Source organism: Streptomyces sp. NPDC047072 (genome assembly GCF_040643855.1).
In the GTDB taxonomy this organism is placed as follows: Bacteria; Actinomycetota; Actinomycetes; order Streptomycetales; family Streptomycetaceae; genus Streptomyces.
In genome coordinates, this window is sequence record NZ_JBEYVC010000056.1 from 1 (window position 1) to 17,640 (window position 17,640).

The window sequence follows — 17,640 nt, forward strand, 5'->3', positions numbered from 1 at the left end:
GTGGCGCGCCGCTCAACTCGCCGGGTGTGCCGTGTTGTTGGCCGTGGCGATGACCGGGGGGTCCATTGCCGTCGGGGCGTTCCGGGAGTCCACCGTGGTGACCGGGCGGACCCAGTCCGCGCCCCGGCACGCCGGGTCGCCGACGCGGTTCTGCTTCAGCCAGGCGTTGTAGCCCGCCGCGAAGCCCCGCATGAGGTCCTTCACCCGACGGCTCGGCCCGGCCGGCGCCGGCTCGGCGAGCAGCTTCTCGACGGTGCCCGACTCCCGCACACCGCGGAAGTACAGATCACTGGAGAGGTTCCCGGTCGCCCCCGACAGTGCGCTGTCGGCGGCCGCGTCCGGGCCGAAGAAGCGCGAACGCTCGCCGCGCAGGGTCACGAACCCGTCGGCGAGCACGCACACCTGGTCGGCGGCCTGCGCCCATCCGGTGCCGAAGCCGAGGTCCGCGTAGTTCTTGGCGAGGATGTGCGGGATGCCGTACTCGGTGTAACGGATGGTGGCGGACAGACCGCCGTGGGACGGACGGTCCTGGCGTTCCGGACTCTGCGCCGCGGACGCCGGTAACGCGGTACCCGCCGTGAGCAGGGCGACGACCGCGACGACGGTGTGTCTGAAGCGGGTGCGCATGGTGCCTCCCAACATCATTGAGGGAAGGAGCGGTTGACCATACCTACAGGTAGGTTGTGCGGTATGACGCCAGGACACGGCAGTACGGTTGACGGAGTGCTGCGGCGCAGCGCCCGCCGCACGCCCGCGCGCGTCGCGGTGGAGTACGGCGACCGCTCGTGGACGTACGAGGACCTCGACGACGCCGTCTCACGCGCCGCGGGCGTCCTGCTCGGCGAGGGTCTCTCGCCCGGCGACCGGGTCGGCGCCTACGGCCACAACTCCGACGCCTACCTCATCGCGTTCCTCGCCTGCGCCCGCGCGGGCCTGGTCCACGTGCCGGTCAACCAGAACCTCACCGGGGACGATCTCGCCTACATCGTCGGCCAGTCGGGCAGCGAGGTGGTCCTCGCCGACCCCGGTCTCGCGGACCGACTCCCGGACGGCGTACGGGTGTTGCCGCTGCGCGACTCCGACGACTCGCTGCTGGCCCGCCTGCCCGCTTCGGCGCCGTACGACGGACCGGAGCCGCGCAGCGAGGACCTCGTCCAACTGCTCTACACCTCGGGTACGACCGCGCTGCCCAAGGGCGCGATGATGACCCACCGGGCCCTGGTGCACGAGTACTTGAGCGCGATCGCCGCCTGCGACCTGAGCGCCGGCGACCGGCCCGTGCACTCGCTGCCGCTGTACCACTCGGCGCAGATGCACGTCTTCCTGTTGCCCTATCTCGCGGTCGGCGCGACCAACGTCATCCTCGACGGGCCCGACGGCGACCGGCTCTTCGACCTGATCGAAGAGGGGCGCGCGGACAGCCTGTTCGCCCCGCCCACGGTCTGGATCGGCCTCGCCAACCGCCCCGACTTCGCCACCCGCGACCTCGGCGGGCTGCGCAAGGCGTACTACGGCGCGTCGATCATGCCGGTGCCCGTGCTGGAGCGGTTGCGCGAGCGCCTTCCGGAACTGGCCTTCTACAACTGCTTCGGTCAGAGCGAAATCGGGCCCCTGGCCACGGTGTTGGCGCCGGACGAGCACAAGGGCCGTATGGACTCCTGCGGCCGTACCGTCCTGTTCGTCGACGCGCGGGTCGTCGACGAGGACGGCGAGGACGTGCCCGACGGGACGCCCGGCGAAATCGTCTACAAGTCACCGCAGTTGTGCGAGGGGTACTGGGAGAAGCCCGAGGAGACCGCCGAGGCCTTCCGCGACGGCTGGTTCCACTCCGGCGACCTCGCCGTCCGAGACGCGCACGGCTACTTCACCATCGTCGACCGGGTGAAGGACGTCATCAACTCCGGTGGCGTGCTGGTCGCTTCACGCCAGGTCGAGGACGCGCTCTACACCCATGAGGCGGTCGCCGAGGTCGCCGTGATCGGCCTGCCCGACGACCGCTGGATCGAGGCGGTCACAGCGGTCGTCGTCCCCCGCGACGAGGTCACGGAAGAGACCCTGATCACCCACGCCCGCGAAAAGCTCGCCCACTTCAAGGCCCCGAAGCGGGTGATCTTCGTCGACGAACTGCCACGCAACGCAAGCGGGAAGATCCTGAAGCGGGAGCTGCGGGACCGGCTGTCCTAGCCCGCTGTACGAGATTCGGAGCAGCACATGACCCCGTTGGAAGAGCTGCGGTCACTGCTGGGAGCGCCTCCGGGCCGCCGGCCGCGCCCGGACGATTGGGCGGACGTCGAGCACCACCTGGGTTCCGCCCTTCCGGCCGACTTCAAGGCCTTCCTGGACGCCTACGGCAGCGGGGTGATCTCCGGCGAACTCGTCGTCTTCCACCCCGGCGGATCGACCCCACTGCTGGAGCGCATGCGGAAGACGCATCAGAGGTTCGCCGGGCGACGGGCCAGAGCGTTCGGGGACGGTGACACCGGACATGTCCCTCATCCGTTCCATCCGGAACCCGGCGGCTTGATCTCCTGGGGCTACGACCACAGCGGTGACGAGCACTTCTTTCTGCCCTGCGACCCGGATCCGGGCCGCTGGAAGATCGTCACGATGGCCCACGAGGAGGGGTGCGAGACCTTCGACGGGCCGTTCTCCGGCTTCGTCCTGGCCTTCGTGCGGCAGTTGCTCGATGTCGATCCTTACCACGGCGTCGAGCCGGAAGCCCTGGAGTTCCTGGAGCCCGAGGACCTGGCGGAGTTGGCCGCCGCCGGTGAGATCGGGCCCGTGCAGCCGAGCTTCGAGCCTCTTTGAGCGGGATCCGTCTCAGCGGGGGCGCAGGTCCACGATGCGGCGGATCTTGCCGACCGAGCGCTCCAGGGACTCCGGGTCGACGATCTCGACCGTGACCGACACCCCGATGCCGTCCTTCACGGCCGCGGTGATGGCCTGGGCAGCCCTGGACCGGTCGTCCGGCGTGGTGTCCGGTCTGGCCTCCGCCCGGACCGTGAGGGCGTCCAGGCGGCCCTCTCGGGTGAGGCGGAGCTGGAAGTGGGGTGCCACGCCCGGGGTGCGCAGGACGATCTCCTCGATCTGGGTGGGGAAGAGGTTCACCCCGCGCAGGATCACCATGTCGTCGCTGCGGCCGGTGACCTTCTCCATCCGCCGGAAGACACGGGCCGTCCCCGGCAGCAGCCGCGTGAGGTCCCGTGTGCGGTAGCGGACGATCGGCATGGCCTCCTTGGTGAGCGAGGTGAAGACCAGCTCCCCCTTCTCGCCCTCAGGCAGCACCTCACCGGTCACGGGGTCGACGATCTCGGGGAAGAAGTGGTCCTCCCACACATGGAGCCCGTCCTTCGTCTCCACGCACTCCTGCGCCACACCGGGACCGATCACCTCCGACAGCCCGTATATGTCCACGGCGTCGATCGCGAACCGCTCCTCGATCTCCCGGCGCATCGCCTCGGTCCAGGGCTCGGCACCGAAGACACCGACCCGCAGCGAGGTCCCGCGCGGGTCCACACCCCGCCGCTCGAACTCGTCCAGGAGCGTCAGCATGTACGACGGCGTCACCATGACGACCCCGGGCCGCAGATCCTGGATCAGCTGGACCTGGCGGGCGGTCATGCCGCCGGACGCGGGGACGACCGTACAGCCGAGTCGTTCGGCGCCGTAGTGGGCGCCGAGACCACCGGTGAACAACCCATAGCCGTACGCCACATGCACCACGTCCCCGGGGCGTCCGCCGGCCGCCCTGATGGACCGCGCCACCATGTCGGACCACATGGAAAGGTCGTTCTCGGTGTAGCCGACGACCGTGGGGCGTCCGGTGGTGCCGCTGGAGGCATGGATGCGGCGCACATGTTCGCGGGGCACGGCGAACATGCCGTACGGGTAGTTCTCGCGCAGGTCCGCCTTGGTGGTGAAGGGGAAGTGGGCGAGGTCGTCGAGCGACCGGCAGTCGGCGGGTGCGACACCGGCGTTGTCGAAGGCCGCCCGGTAGAACGGCACGTTCTCGTACGCATGGTGCAGGGAACCGCGCAGCCGCTCCAGCTGGAGCGCCCTGAGTTCCTCGCCGTTCAGCCGTTCCCCGGAGTCCAGCAGCCGCGTCGTCTCCACGAGCGCACCCTACTCGGCGCAGGCATACCGGACCCCGGCCGGACCCGGCCGACTCGGCCCTACTTGGCGAACGCCGTCATGAAACGGTCCCGGAAGGTGTCCATGCCCCACACAGGCGCGTTGTCGGCCGGCTTGAGGCCGTCCGTCCAACCCCAGTCGGCGACCCGGTCCAGCACCTTCGGGTCCTTGGCGACGATCGTGATCGGCACGTCCCGGTTGCTGGTGCCCTTGGTGACCGTCGGGACGGGCTGGTGATCGCCGAGGAAAACGAGGACGGTGTTCTCGTCGCCGTAGCGCTGCATCCACTCGGTGAGGCTGTCCAGCGAGTACTGGATGGCCTTGCGGTACTCGGTGCGCACCCGCGACGCGCTCTTCCAGACCTGCTTGGGGTCGGTGCCCTCCTTCTTGATCTGGTTGAAGACCGTCCCGTCACCGAGGTCGTTCCAGTCGATCATGTGAGCGATGGGCGACCAGGGGTTGTGGCTGGAGGCCAGGATGATCTCCGCCATGATCGGGTCACGGTCCTTCTTGCCGTGCTCCAGCTTCTGGAAGGCCTCCAGGCTGAACTGGTCCGGCACCGGCGTCCAGCTGAAGTACGGGCCCTTGTAGCCGAGGTGGGTGGAGTCGTAGATGTGGTCCAGGCCGAAGTACTTGCCCTCGGGCCAGGACTTGCGCACGCCGGGGACGATGCCGACCGTGCGCCAGGCGCCGGTCTTCTGGAAGTAGCTGGTGAGGGTCGCGCGGTCGCTCCTGGTCAGGCTCAGATAGCGCTGCTGGTTCTTGACCCACAGGCCGGACAGGAACGTCGAGTGGGCCATCCAGCTGCCGGCGCCCGTCACGGGCGAGGTGAGCCAGCCGCTGCGCGAGGCGAAACCGGCCGACTTGAGCCGGTTCGTGCCCTCGGTGAGGGTCGCGTCGATCTCCGGGGCCATCGTCGGGTCGTCGATCGCGATCCGGCCGTAGCTCTCGATGAAGGTGAACAGGACGTCCTTGCCGCGCAGTCCGGTCAGCAGCTGGTCCGACGGGGTCGAGGCGAAGGCGTCGACGGCGGCCTCCTTGCGGAACACCTCGGCGTCGCCCAGGCCGTTGCGCACGAACTGGATGCGGTTGGCGATCACCTCGGTGTTGCCCTTGTTGGCGACCGCGACACCGCCGAACTGCACGCCGAGGGTGAAGCAGAGCACCCACACGGTGCCGAAGACGAGGGTGGTGCGGACGGCCACGGGGCGGTGCCTGCCCAGGACGTTCGACAGCCGCACCACCGCGAGGGTGTTGAGCGTGATGACGGCGATGACCAGGAGGATGACGCCGATCACCGCGAGCACCTCGCCGGTGCGGCCGAATGTGTCCTTGAGGAAGTCCATGCCGTCGGTGAGCAGGATCCAGTCGAAGACCAGGTCGAACGGTCGGGCCAGGAACTGGTAGAAGCCCATGTCGGTGAGTTTCAGGACCGCGAACAGCCCGAGGAAGAGGCCGGAGAGGACTGCCAGGATCCGGCGCGGCTTCGGCGGCAGCACGAGGAGGACGCCCGCGAGGATGATGCCCTCCACGGGGATCCGCAGGGACCACAGGAGCGAGATGCGGTCGAGCCGGTTCGGGAGCAGCAGCACGAGCAGCACCAGCACGGCGGCCAGCACGGTCGTCCCGACGTTCACGACTCGCGCGGCCAAGGGGTAGCGGCGGCGCCAGCCGAACCAGCCGGGGCGCTGGGAGGCGGGCGAGTTGGCGGGGGCGGCTGCCGCGTCGCCTTCCTCCGCAGCCTTGTCGGCAATGACCTCGGCCTTGTCGGCTGCCTCGTCGTCGCCGGCATCCGCCTGGGGCTCGGCCTGGGGCTCGGCCTCCGTGCCGCCGGTGGCCTCCGGGCCTTCCCTATCGACGGCACCGCCGGTCTTCTCCGCCTCTTCCGCCCCACCACTCCCCGGTTCCGTCTCGCCCTCGGTGCGGTCGTGCAGGTGGCGGGAGCGAGTGAAGAGCGGCACTCGATGGTCCTTCCGTGCGGTCGTGCGAGGGAGCCTGGGACAGCAGGTCGGACAAAGCCCGTGTCCGCGCCTGCCATCCCCAGTACGATCCCATGTCGCCGCCGGTTCAAATGCATGGGTAAGGCACCGGTAAGGAATCACCCGTCCGCCGCGACCGCCACCTTCCGCGCCCACCGGTAGTCCGCCTTGCCGCTCGGCGACCGGTGGATGGACTCGGCGACCACCAGCTGACGTGGGATCTTGTATCCCGCGAGCCGCGCCCGGCAGTGCGTCTGGACGTCCTCAAGAGACATCCCTCCCGCCCCCTCACGCAGCTGCACCACGGCGGCCACATGGTGACCCCACTTCACGTCCGGCACCCCGGCCACCACCGCGTCGTACACATCGGGATGCGCCTTGAGCGCCTGCTCGACCTCCTCCGGATACACCTTCTCGCCGCCCGTGTTGATGCACTGCGACCCACGGCCGAGGACGGTGACGACACCTTCCTCGTCGACGGTCGCCATGTCCCCGAGCAGCACCCACCGCTCGCCGTCCTTCTCGAAGAACGTCTCGGCGGTTTTCCGCGGGTCGTTGTAGTAGCCGAGCGGCACATGGCCGCACTGGGCGACCCGTCCCACCTCGCCCACCGTGACGGGCTCGTACGTCGCCGGGTCGACCACCTGGGTACGGGAGTTGACCCGGACCCGGAAGCCGCGCTCGGGACCGGCGTCCTCCGTCGCCGTACCGTTGAAACCGGACTCGGAGGAGCCGAAGTTGTTGAGCAGCATGGCGTTCGGGACGAGCGCCTGGAACTCCCGGCGCACGGTGTCCGACATGATCGCCCCGGACGAGGACACGCTGAACACCGACGACATGTCCGTGCCCTTCATCGGCCCGGCCAACGCGTCGATGAGCGGCCGCAGCATCGCGTCGCCGACCAGCGACATGGCGTTGACCTTCTCCCGCTCGACGGTCCGCAGCACCTCCTCGGGCACGAACTTGCGGTGCAGGACGACCCGTTGGCCGAAGTTGAAGCCGATGAGCGCCGTCAGCGTGGAAGTACCGTGCATCAGTGGGGGCGTGGGGAAGAAGGTGAGGCCCGCCCCGCCCGCCGCGACCCGCTCGGCGAGCTCCTCGGGCCGTTTCACCGGCTCACCGGTCGGCGCGCCACCGCCCAACCCCGAGAAGAACAGGTCCTCCTGACGCCACATCACCCCTTTGGGCATGCCGGTGGTGCCGCCGGTGTAGATGATGAACTGGTCGTCGGCGGACCGGGCGGGGAACCCGCGCTCCGCTGACCCCGAGGCCTCGGCGAAGGGCACCGCCGACAGCCCGCCCGCCTCGGTCGCGTCCCCGACCCGCACCAGATGCCGCAGTCGCTCCGCGTGCGGCAACGCGGCCGCCACCCGCTCCGCGAACTCCGCCTCGAAGACCAGGCCGGTCAGATCGGCGTCCCGGTACAGATAGACCAACTCGTCCTCTACGTAGCGGTAGTTGACGTTGACCGGCACGAGCCGCGCCTTCAGGCAGCCCAGCAGCACCTGGAGGTACTCCACGCCGTTGTAGAGATGCAGGCCCACGTGCTCGCCGGCGCGTATCCCGCTGTCGAGCAGATGGTGGCCGACGCGGTTGGCGGCGGCGTCCAGCTCCGCGTACGTCAGCCGGCGCTCCTCGCCCGTGCCCGGGATGTCGAAGTACGCGAGCGCCTCACGATCCGGGACCACGTCGACGACCGACTCGAACAGGTCCGCAAGGTTGTACTCCACCGCTCCTCCTGACCGAGCAAGGGCCTGTCTCTGTGAGGGTTCGCCGGTCATCAGAGCAAAGGGCAACGCAACTGTGAAGGGTCCGCGCGAAGAAATCTGACTGTCTGTCAGAAAACCCTTGAAGTGGATCGGCCACTCCTGCAACCTGTTCTCGTTCTGGCAGAGGGGAGACGGTCGATGGGTGGCACGGAACACCTCAACGTCCAGCGCGAGGGCGCCACACTGGTGCTCACGCTCAACCGGCCGGAGGCGAAGAACGCGCTCTCGTTGCCGATGCTGGTAGGGCTCCACGACGGCTGGATGGAGGCCGACGCGGACGACTCGATCCGCTCGGTGGTCTTCACCGGCGCGGGCGGCACGTTCTGCGCCGGCATGGACCTCAAGGCCCTGGCCGGGGGCCGGGGCGGCGAGGGCGAGCAGTACCGCGACCGCCTCAAGGCGGACCCGGACCTGCACTGGAAGGCGATGCTGCGCCATCACCGGCCGCGCAAGCCGGTGATCGCGGCCGTCGAGGGGTACTGTGTGGCCGGCGGCACCGAGATGCTCCAGGGCACCGACATCCGGGTCGCGGGCGAGTCCGCGACCTTCGGACTGTTCGAGGTCAAGCGCGGGCTCTTCCCGATCGGCGGATCGACTGTCCGTCTCCAGCGCCAGATCCCGCGCACCCACGCGCTGGAGATGCTGCTCACCGGACGGCCGTACACCGCGCGCGAGGCCGCCGACATCGGACTGATCGGCCACGTCGTCCCGGACGGCGCCGCCCTCGACAAGGCCCTGGAGATCGCCGAACTGATCAACGCCTGCGGCCCGTTGGCCGTCGAGGCCGTCAAGGCCTCCGTGTACGAGACGGCCGAGATGACGGAGACCGACGGACTGGCCGCCGAACTCAAGCGCGGCTGGCCGATCTTCGACACCGCCGACGCCAAGGAGGGCGCCCGCGCCTTCGCGGAGAAGCGACCGCCCGACTACCAACGCCACTGAAGGAGCCCGGGCATGCCCGAAGTCCTCAAAGCCCCCCTCGTCGTCGAGTTCCCCTTCACCCGCTCCCTCGGCCCCGTGCAGAGCGCCTTCCTCACCGGCCTGCGCGAGCGGTTCGTCCTCGGGGTACGGACCCGTGACGGCCGTATCCTCGTCCCGCCGGTCGAGTACGACCCCGTCACCGCCGAGGAGATCCGCGATCTCGTCCATGTCGGCGTCACCGGCACCGTCACCACCTGGGCCTGGAACCCCGCCCCACGCCGAGGCCAGCCGCTCGACAGGCCCTTCGCCTGGGTCCTGGTGAAGCTCGACGGCGCCGACACCGCCCTCCTGCATGCCCTCGACGCCCCCGGCCCCGACGCCGTGCGAACCGGCATGCGCGTCCGCATCCGCTGGGCCGAGGAGCGCTCCGGCGCCATCACCGACATCGCCTGCTTCGAGCCGTACGACGGCGAGGAGTCCGTGGCCACCCTCCACGCGGGCGAGACCGAGGACCCGGTCGCCGGCATCGTCGCCCAGGCCCGTCTCGACTACACCTACTCACCCGGCCGCGCCCAGACCGCCTACATCAACGCCCTCGCCGAGAACCGGACCGTAGGCGAGCGCTGCCCCTCCTGCCGCAAGGTGTACGTGCCGCCGAGGGGTGCGTGTCCCACATGTGGTGTCGCCACATCGGAACAGGTGGAAGTGGGTCCCAGCGGCACAGTCACCACCTTCTGCATCGTCAACATCAAGGCGAAGAACCTCGACATCGAGGTGCCGTACGTCTACGCCCACATCGCCCTCGACGGCGCCGACCTCGCGCTGCACGGCCGGATCGGCGGGATCCCGTACGACCAGGTGCGGATGGGCCTCAGGGTCGAGCCGGTGTGGACCGAAGGCGGCCGCTATCCGGACCACTACCGGCCCACCGGGGAGCCCGACGCGGAGTACGACACCTACAAGGAGCTGTTGTGACGCGTGACATCGCGGTCGTCGCCTTCGCCCAGACCGACACCCTGCGCTCCACCGAGGACATGTCCGAGGTGGAGATGCTGATGCCGGTCCTGCACGGCGTGCTGGCGCAGACCGGCCTGAAGACCGCCGACATCGGCTTCACCTGCTCCGGCTCCAGCGACTACCTCGCCGGGCGCGCCTTCTCCTTCACCCTCGCCCTCGACGGCGTCGGTGCCTGGCCGCCCATCTCCGAGTCGCACGTCGAGATGGACGGCGCCTGGGCCCTGTACGAGGCCTGGACCAAGCTGCTCACCGGCGACGCCGACACCGCGCTCGTCTACTCCTACGGCAAGTCCTCGCCCGGCTCCCTGCGCGACGTCCTCACCCGCCAGCTCGACCCGTACTACGTCGCCCCCCTGTGGCCCGACTCGGTGGCCCTGGCCGCCCTCCAGGCGCAGGCGCTGATCGACGCGGGCGAGACGGACGAACCGGAACTGGCGGCGATCGGCGCCCGCAGCCGTGCCACGGACAACCCGCATGCCCAGCTCAAGAGTCCGGTGCCGCAAGGGGATTACGTCGTACGACCCCTGCGTACCGGCGACTGCCCGCCGATCGGCGACGGAGCCGCCGCGGTCGTCCTCGCCGCGGGGGAGCGGGCGCGGGAACTCTGCGAGCGGCCCGCCTGGATCCGCGGCATCGACCACCGCATCGAGGCGCACTCGCTCGGCGTCCGGGACCTCACCGACTCGCCCTCCACCCGCCTCGCCGCCGAGAAGGCCGGTGTCTTCGAACGGCCCGTCGACACCGCCGAGTTGCACGCGCCGTTCACCTCGCAGGAGGTCGTCCTGCGCAAGGCGCTGCGGCTCGACGACTCCACCAGCGTCAACCCGTCCGGCGGTGCCCTCTCCGCCAACCCGATGATGGCCGCCGGTCTCGTCCGCATCGGCGAGGCCGCCTCCCGCATCCACCGGGGCGAGTCCGACCGGGCCCTCGCCCACGCCACCTCCGGCCCCTGCCTCCAGCAGAACCTGGTCGCCGTACTCGAAGGGGATCCCCGATGAGCAAGGAGCCCGTGGCCGTCGTAGGCATCGGCCAGACCAAGCACGTCGCGGCACGCCGGGACGTGTCGATCGCCGGGCTCGTCCGGGAGGCCGCCGGGCGGGCGCTCGACGACGCCGAGTTGACCTGGGCCGACATTGACGCCGTCGTCATCGGCAAGGCGCCCGACTTCTTCGAGGGCGTCATGATGCCCGAGCTGTACCTCGCCGACGCGCTCGGCGCGGTGGGCAAGCCGATGCTGCGGGTGCACACGGCGGGATCGGTAGGAGGATCAACGGCCCTGGTCGCCTCGGGACTTGTCGCCTCCCGTGTCCACTCCACCGTGCTGACGCTGGCCTTCGAGAAGCAGTCCGAGTCCAACGCGATGTGGGGGCTGTCCCTGCCCATCCCCTTCCAGCAGCCGCTGCTCGCGGGGGCGGGCGGCTTCTTCGCGCCGCACGTGCGCGCGTACATGCGGCGCACCGGCGCGCCCGACACCGTCGGCTCCCTGGTGGCGTACAAGGACCGCCGCAACGCCCTCAAGAACCCGTACGCGCACCTCCACGAGCACGACATCACCCTGGAGAAGGTCCAGGCCTCGCCCATGCTCTGGGACCCGATCCGCTACTCCGAGACCTGCCCTTCCTCCGACGGCGCCTGCGCGATGGTGCTCACCGACCGGGCCGGCGCCGCCCGCGCGCCCCGTCGACCCGCCTGGATGCTGGGCGGCGCGATGCGCAGCGAGCCCACGCTCTTCGCCGGCAAGGACGCGGTGTCGCCGCAGGCCGGGAAGGACTGCGCGGCCGACGTGTACCGGCAGGCCGGGATCTCCGACCCGCGCCGGGACATCGACGCCGTGGAGATGTACGTGCCGTTCTCCTGGTACGAGCCCATGTGGCTGGAGAACCTCGGGTTCGCCGACGAGGGCGAGGGCTGGAAGCTCACCGAGGCCGGGGTGACCGAACTCGACGGGGACCTGCCCGTCAACATGTCGGGCGGGGTGCTGTCCACCAATCCGATCGGCGCCTCGGGCATGATCCGCTTCGCGGAGGCAGCCCTCCAGGTGCGCGGTCTTGCCGGGGAGCACCAGGTCGACGGGGCGCGCCGGGCGCTGGGGCACGCCTATGGCGGCGGCTCCCAGTTCTTCTCGATGTGGCTCGTGGGGTCCGAACTCCCTGATGCGTGAAATGCCTCGGTAAAGGTCCCCCTCACGTGGCCTGTCGGCGGTGGAAGTCGATCGCTAGGCTGGCCGCGGACGACGCAATCGGGAGGAGCACGGACGTGGCCGAGAGCACCATCCAGCAGCAGCCGCTCATGGGCTGGGACAAGCCGGAGCTGGACCTGAGCACAGCCGATTGGCACTCGAGCAGCCGTGGCCTGGGGGATGTCCAGATCGCCTTTGTCGAGGGGTTCATCGCGATGCGCAACAGCGGCCGCCCGGAGAGCCCTTCTCTGATCTTCACGCCCGCCGAGTGGGGCGCGTTCGTGTCGGGGGCACGGGAAGGGGAGTTCGACCTCACCTGAGCCGACGGGGTGTGATCACCCGAGGTGACCCGGAGGTGTTCCTTCCGTTTTTCCGGACACGCGACCTGGAGTCCCTTCCCGGGACCGATGCCTGAGCGAGGCAGGTCCGGGAAGGGGAGGGTCGTACTTCCGGAGGTGAGGAACCCTGATGAGCACGCTGCCGGTGATCGCGGCGGTCGACGGTTCGGACGACAGCCTGCGCGCCCTGGACTGGGCGCTCGACGCCGCCCGCAGGCGCGCGGCGCCCCTGCGGGTGGCCCATGTGCGCCAGTACGCGGCCTGGGGCCAGCCCGACGTCCTGGTGGCCGGTGCCCCCGACCCGGACGACGATCCGGTCCTCGACCGGGCACGGACGTATCTGGAGGGGCTGTCCGACCGCCCGCGCGTGGAGTATGTCGGCCTGGAGGGCGCACCGGGCGCGGTGCTGCCCGAGCTGGGCTCGGCCGCGCAGCTCCTGGTGCTCGGCTCCCGGGGCCGTGGCGGCTTCGCCAGTCTGCTGCTCGGCTCCAACGGCATGGCGGCCGCGCGGGACGCCGCATGCCCGGTCGTCGTGGTGCCCCGCCCGGGACGTGAGGTCCCCTCCGAGGCGCCGGCCGGCCCCGGCCCCCGGGTGGTCGTCGGCCTCCATGTGGACAGCCCCGACGAGGGCGCGCTCGCGTTCGCCTTCGCCGAGGCCGCCCTGCGCGGTGCCCGCCTCCAGGTGGTCGCCGCCTACCAGTGGCCGTTGCGGACTTGGGCGTCGCCGGGCGAGCCGATCTTGCCGACGGTCGACCAGGACGCCGTCGAGAACGAGACCCGGGCCCTGGCCGAGGGCTTCGTCGCCCCGCACCGCACACGACACCCGGAGGTCGTCGCCGAGCCGTACGTGGCCCCGGGCGACGCGGCCGGTCACCTCGTCGCCGCCTCCAAGGACGCGGACCTGGTCGTCGTCGGCCGCCATCGCCGCCGTCTGTCGGCCCCGGCCCGTATGACGGGCTCGGTCACCCAGGCCGTCCTGCTGCACGCGGCGAGCCCCGTGGCGGTGGTCCCGCCGGGAATGCTGGAGCCCGCGCCGCCCGAGGAGTGATCCCCACGTCAAGATCGGTGCAAGGCTTTCTCCCGGATGTGGCTCCGCACCACATGTGGCGCCGACCATGAGGGCGTGACCTCCAAGGCGGCCAGACGGCGCTTCAAGAAGGCGGAGCGGCTGCGGGCGTTCCGGGAGAAGCGCTCGCCCGGGCGACGGGGCCGGCAGACAGTGGGGGCCGTACTGGGAGGCATGGTCGGCTTGCTGCTTCTCGCGTACGGCGGGCTGATGTTCACCGGTGCCGTCGGGCTGACCGGCGCCTCCGAGCGGTTGCGCGTCGACTCGTGCGCGATGGTCTGGGAGGGCGGCAAGCGGGCCACGGAGTGCTACGGCCAACTCCTCTCGCCCGATGGCACGTTGATCGACACCCGTGCCGCGATGCAGGCCGACGCCCGCGTCGGCTCGACCGTCGCCGTACGGGACCTGCCCGTCGTCGGCCTGGAGACGCTGGGCTTCCGGGCGGTCGCCGGGTGGGCGACGGTGACCCTTCTGGGGCTGCTCCTGATCGACGTCGGGATCTGCGCGGTGCCGATCCTGCGCGGCCCGCACACCGTCGCGGCGGCCCGACCGCGCAGGACCGGACGGCTCGCCAGGGCCGTGCTCGCCGGCACGCTGGTCTACGGCATCGCCGTGCTGTGGAGCCACATGGGTCCCTAGCACCGGGTGGGCCGAGAACCCCACGTCGGCCGGGCGGGAAGCGTACGCTGAGGTGCCATCAGGTCACGGTGCGCGCTCGCTCCCCGCGTGGGCGCACGGCCGTGGCGGGGGGTGCGCCATGGTCCAGCGCAGTGCGCGCAGCAAGAAGACTCTCCTGGAGCGGGAGAGTGAACTCGCCGCCGTCGACGAGGCGTTGACCGAGCTCACCGGGTTGCGTGTGGACGGCGCCGAGTCCCAGGGGCGGCCGTACGACTCCACGGCGCAAGGACGCCCGCACGGCGCGCTGCTCGCCGTCGCCGGACGCGCCGGTATCGGCAAGACGACGCTCCTCGGCGAGGTCCGCCGCCGTGCCGCCGCCCGCGGCTGCACCGTCCTCGCCGCTCGCGGCGGGGACCAGGAGCAACGGGTCGCCTTCCACGTCGCCCGACAGCTCCTCCAGCCGCAGTTCGCCGGCGCCGGCGAAGTCGATCTCCGTGACCAGCTGGGGAGTTGGTACGACATCGTCGGCCCCGCCCTCGGCCTGTGCGCCCCGACCGACGGAGCGCCGCCCGACCCGCAGGGCCTGCGCGACGGCCTCGACTGGGTGCTGACCCACCTCGCCGTTCTCCGCGCCCCCATGGTGCTCGTCCTCGACGACGCCCACTGGGCCGACCCCGAATCCCTGGGCTGGCTCGCCGCGTTCGCACCACGCGCCGAACAACTCCCGCTGCTCGTCGTGGTCGCCTACCGTCCCGACGAACTCCCCGACCACGCCGAGGCGTTCAGGGGACTGCCCGGCCGGGCCGGCGGGCGCCCGCTCGACCTGGAGCCGCTCAGCGCCCTCGCCGTGGCCCGGCTCGTCCGCGAGGCGCTCGGCGGACACGCCGACGACGCCTTCTGCCGTGAGTGCTGGGCCGTCACCGCGGGCAACCCCTTCGAGACGGTCGAACTCGCCGCCAAGGTGCGCGACCGCGGCGTCGCCCCCACCGAGGAGGCCGCGCACCTGCTGCGCGACCTCGCGGCCGCCGTCAAGGGCAGCGGCCTGGCCGCCCGTCTCGAACGCCTCGGCGCCTCCGCCGTCCGCTTCGCCTGGGCCTGCGCGGTCCTCGGCACCGAGATCCAGCCGCCGCTCGCCGCCGCCGTCGCCGGAGTCGGCCGGGAGGAGGCCGCCGACGCGGCCGACGCCCTGCGCGGCGCCCGCATCCTCACCGGCGTCGAGACCCTGGAGTTCATCCACCCGCTCATCGCGACCGGCGTCTACCGGGCCATCCCTCCCGCCACCCGCGTCGCCCTGCACGGCCAGGCCGCCTGGTGCGTGGTCGACGGCGGACAGGGCCCCGCCGCGGCCGCCCGCCACCTCCTGGAGACCCACCCCGAAGGCGACCCCTGGGTCGTCCAGCAACTCCGCGCCGCGGCCGCCGAGACCCTCCGCTCCGGCGCCCCCGACGCGGCCCGCAGCTACCTCGCCCGCGCCCTGCGCGAACCCCCGCCCTGCGAGGACCGGGCCACCGTCCTGTACGAACTGGGCAGCGCCTCCCTGCTCACCGAACCGGCGACCACGGTCAACCACCTGCGCGCCGCCCTCGAAGAACCCATCGCCGCCCCCGACCTGCGCCACCGCATCGTCTACCGGCTCTCCCAGGTCCTCGCCCACAGCGACCGCCTCGCCGAGGCCTCCGACACCCTCGCCCGCGAGATCAGGGTCACCGGCGACGCCCGCGTCAAACTCCGCATGGTCGCCGAGCAGTTCATGTGGGACGCCTTCCGCGCCGACGAGCCCGACCACCCCTCCCGCTCCCGCCGGATGGCCCGCCTCGCCGACCGTCTCACCGGCCGCGACCTCACCGAGCGGTACATCATCGGCCTGCGCACCTGGGACGCCGTCCTGCGCGGCGAACCCGCCCACATCGCCCTCCACCACGCCGAGCGCGCCCTGGCCGGCGGCCTCGGCTGGGCCGAGCCCGACCGCGGCTTCGAGGTGCCCGTCCTGGTCGCCCTCGCCTTCATGTACGCCGACCGGCCCGGCCGCACCGAGGAACTCTTCGCCACCGGCATCGCCGACTTCGAACGGCAGGGCTGGCGCGGCGCCCACCTCTCCTTCGCCTACACCCTCCTCGCCTACGTCCGTTTCCGCCGCGGCCGCCTCGCCGAGGCCGAGGACTTCGTACGGGCCGGACTGCGCCTCGCCGAGCGCGTCGGACCCGGCACCCCCGCCCACTGGTACGCCGTCGGCGTCCTCGTCGAGGTGCTGCTCGCCCGCGGCCGGGTCGGCGAGGCCACGCGGATCGCCGAGCACTACTCCTTCTCCGCGCCCTTCCCGGCCGCCGTCGTCTTCCCGGACGCCCAGACCGTCCACGGCGAACTGCTGCTGGCCCGCGGCCTCACCAAGGACGCGGCCGCCGAACTCGCCGCCGCCGGCCGCCGCCTGGAACCCCGCGGCATGCGCAACCCCTCATGGTGCCCCTGGCAGCTCCACCTGGCCCGCGCCGAGAGCCACGACGCCCCGGAACGCGCCGTCGCCACGGCCCTCGAAGCAGTAGGCCGCGCCCGCCAGTTCGGGGCCCCGTCCGCCGTGGGCCAGGCTTTGCGGTTGGCCGCGGAGGTCTCTTCGGGCTCGGCCCGTCTGAAACTCCTGGAGGAGTCCGTCACCCACCTCGAACGCTCCCCGGCCGCCTACGAACTGGCCTGCGCACTGGTGTCTCTGGGAACGGAACTGCGCCGCACGGGATCGATCAAGGAGGCGGCCGAACACCTGTATCGCGGCTTGGAGGTGGCCGTACAGTGCGGTGCGGACGGCCTGGTGAACACAGCCCGCGACGAAATCACCGCCGCGGGCCTCCGCCCCCGCCGCTTGCACAGCACAGAAACGGACACCTTGACGGCACGCGAGCGGACCGTGGCCGAGCTGATGATCCAAGGCCGGACGGAAAGCGAGATCGCTCATGATCTACGACTGGACGAAGCCACGATCGTGCGCCTGCTGTCCGCGGTCTACCGCAAACTGGGAACGGACAGCACAGGCCTGCCAACAGCCCTGAAACCCACCTAGGGGCGCGGGGAACTGCGCGAGGAACCCCCACCACCCGCAGGCGCCCGCTCACCTGCGCACCCCGTTACCATTGGCGCATGTCGTTCCTCCGCCGCCGCGCAACCCCCGCCGGTCCAGACTTCGACGTACTGGCCATGGACCCGGGCGACTGGCCCGGCAACCTCGGCGCCGGGCTCCTGCCCGCCCCCGACGGCACCTGCCAGGGCGTCTTCCTGCGCTACGACCTCTTCGGCGGCCGCGGTCCCGCGATGATCATCGGCAATCTGCCGGAGGGTTCCCCGGCCCGCGAGGTCCCCGAGGGCCAGGTGCCCTTCGAGGTCGCCCAGCTGCTGATCGCGCTGGAGAACGACGAGGAGATCACCGTCACCGACACCGAGGACATGCCGGTGATGCAGGGCGACAACCTCCTGATCGTCCGGCGGCTCAAGCTCTCCGAGAGCCGTATCTCCTGCGTCCAGTTCGACCGCAGCGACAACGTCCTGGTCACCATCGCGGCCTGGGACCGCCCCATCACGGACGACCTGTACGCCCTGCTGAAACCGCTGCCGGCGGAGCTGTTCCAACAGGGCTGAG

General features: G+C 71.1%; 14 protein-coding genes and 1 pseudogene. 11 read left to right on the forward strand and 4 right to left on the reverse strand.

The features are described from left to right. Positions 1 to 87: 87 nt before the first annotated feature. Positions 88 to 627, reverse strand: a pseudogene (locus ABZ896_RS23555) (penicillin acylase family protein); the annotation flags it as partial. A 63-nt stretch (positions 628 to 690) separates the two neighbouring features. Between ABZ896_RS23555 and ABZ896_RS23560 the strand changes: the two are divergent. Together ABZ896_RS23560 and ABZ896_RS23565 are read left to right on the forward strand one after the other, a co-directional pair. Next, positions 691 to 2,184, forward strand: coding sequence for an acyl-CoA synthetase (locus ABZ896_RS23560; protein WP_360932334.1), 1,494 nt, complete (start codon positions 691 to 693; stop codon positions 2,182 to 2,184). 27 nt (positions 2,185 to 2,211) lie between these two features. Beyond that, positions 2,212 to 2,808, forward strand: coding sequence for a hypothetical protein (locus ABZ896_RS23565; protein WP_360932337.1), 597 nt, complete (start codon positions 2,212 to 2,214; stop codon positions 2,806 to 2,808). Positions 2,809 to 2,820: 12 nt separating this feature from the next. Here the strand turns inward: ABZ896_RS23565 and paaK are convergent, their stop codons facing one another. From paaK to ABZ896_RS23580, 3 genes are all read right to left on the reverse strand, one after another. Next, on the reverse strand, positions 2,821 to 4,113 hold the full coding sequence (paaK, locus tag ABZ896_RS23570; protein ID WP_360932340.1) for a phenylacetate--CoA ligase PaaK: 1,293 nt from the start codon (positions 4,111 to 4,113) through the stop codon (positions 2,821 to 2,823). 59 nt (positions 4,114 to 4,172) lie between these two features. Continuing rightward, positions 4,173 to 5,885, reverse strand: a complete 1,713-nt coding sequence (locus tag ABZ896_RS23575) for a sulfatase (RefSeq protein ID WP_360932464.1) — start codon at positions 5,883 to 5,885, stop codon at positions 4,173 to 4,175. Between the two features lie 344 nt (positions 5,886 to 6,229). Beyond that, the gene (locus ABZ896_RS23580; protein ID WP_360932343.1) at positions 6,230 to 7,840 is read right to left on the reverse strand and encodes an acyl-CoA synthetase; all 1,611 of its coding nucleotides are present in this window, start codon (positions 7,838 to 7,840) and stop codon (positions 6,230 to 6,232) included. A 177-nt stretch (positions 7,841 to 8,017) separates the two neighbouring features. On the opposite strand from ABZ896_RS23580, the gene ABZ896_RS23585 reads away from it, so the two are divergent. The 9 genes from ABZ896_RS23585 (at position 8,018) to ABZ896_RS23625 (ending at position 17,639) form a co-directional block, all read left to right on the forward strand. Continuing rightward, positions 8,018 to 8,821, forward strand: coding sequence for a crotonase/enoyl-CoA hydratase family protein (locus ABZ896_RS23585; RefSeq protein ID WP_360932346.1), 804 nt, complete (start codon positions 8,018 to 8,020; stop codon positions 8,819 to 8,821). Between the two features lie 12 nt (positions 8,822 to 8,833). Then, positions 8,834 to 9,775, forward strand: coding sequence for an OB-fold domain-containing protein (locus ABZ896_RS23590; protein WP_360932349.1), 942 nt, complete (start codon positions 8,834 to 8,836; stop codon positions 9,773 to 9,775). Then, positions 9,772 to 10,815, forward strand: a complete 1,044-nt coding sequence (locus tag ABZ896_RS23595; protein WP_360932352.1) for a thiolase domain-containing protein — start codon at positions 9,772 to 9,774, stop codon at positions 10,813 to 10,815. The genes ABZ896_RS23590 and ABZ896_RS23595 overlap by 4 nt, the downstream gene beginning before the upstream one ends. Then, positions 10,812 to 11,978 carry a thiolase domain-containing protein gene (locus ABZ896_RS23600; RefSeq protein WP_360932355.1) on the forward strand — a complete coding sequence of 389 codons (1,167 nt, stop codon included), beginning with the start codon at positions 10,812 to 10,814 and terminating at the stop codon, positions 11,976 to 11,978. The genes ABZ896_RS23595 and ABZ896_RS23600 overlap by 4 nt, the downstream gene beginning before the upstream one ends. Positions 11,979 to 12,073: 95 nt before the next feature. After that, the gene (locus tag ABZ896_RS23605; protein ID WP_360932357.1) at positions 12,074 to 12,316 is read left to right on the forward strand and encodes a DUF397 domain-containing protein; all 243 of its coding nucleotides are present in this window, start codon (positions 12,074 to 12,076) and stop codon (positions 12,314 to 12,316) included. 148 nt (positions 12,317 to 12,464) lie between these two features. Beyond that, positions 12,465 to 13,382, forward strand: coding sequence for a universal stress protein (locus ABZ896_RS23610; protein ID WP_360932360.1), 918 nt, complete (start codon positions 12,465 to 12,467; stop codon positions 13,380 to 13,382). 75 nt (positions 13,383 to 13,457) lie between these two features. Further along, positions 13,458 to 14,039: a hypothetical protein gene (locus ABZ896_RS23615; RefSeq protein ID WP_360932363.1), complete on the forward strand. Its 582-nt coding sequence runs from the start codon at positions 13,458 to 13,460 to the stop codon at positions 14,037 to 14,039. A 118-nt stretch (positions 14,040 to 14,157) separates the two neighbouring features. Beyond that, the gene (locus tag ABZ896_RS23620) at positions 14,158 to 17,067 is read left to right on the forward strand and encodes an AAA family ATPase (RefSeq protein WP_360932366.1); all 2,910 of its coding nucleotides are present in this window, start codon (positions 14,158 to 14,160) and stop codon (positions 17,065 to 17,067) included. Positions 17,068 to 17,144: 77 nt separating this feature from the next. Next, positions 17,145 to 17,639 carry a hypothetical protein gene (locus ABZ896_RS23625; RefSeq protein WP_360932369.1) on the forward strand — a complete coding sequence of 165 codons (495 nt, stop codon included), beginning with the start codon at positions 17,145 to 17,147 and terminating at the stop codon, positions 17,637 to 17,639. Position 17,640 lies beyond the last annotated feature (1 nt).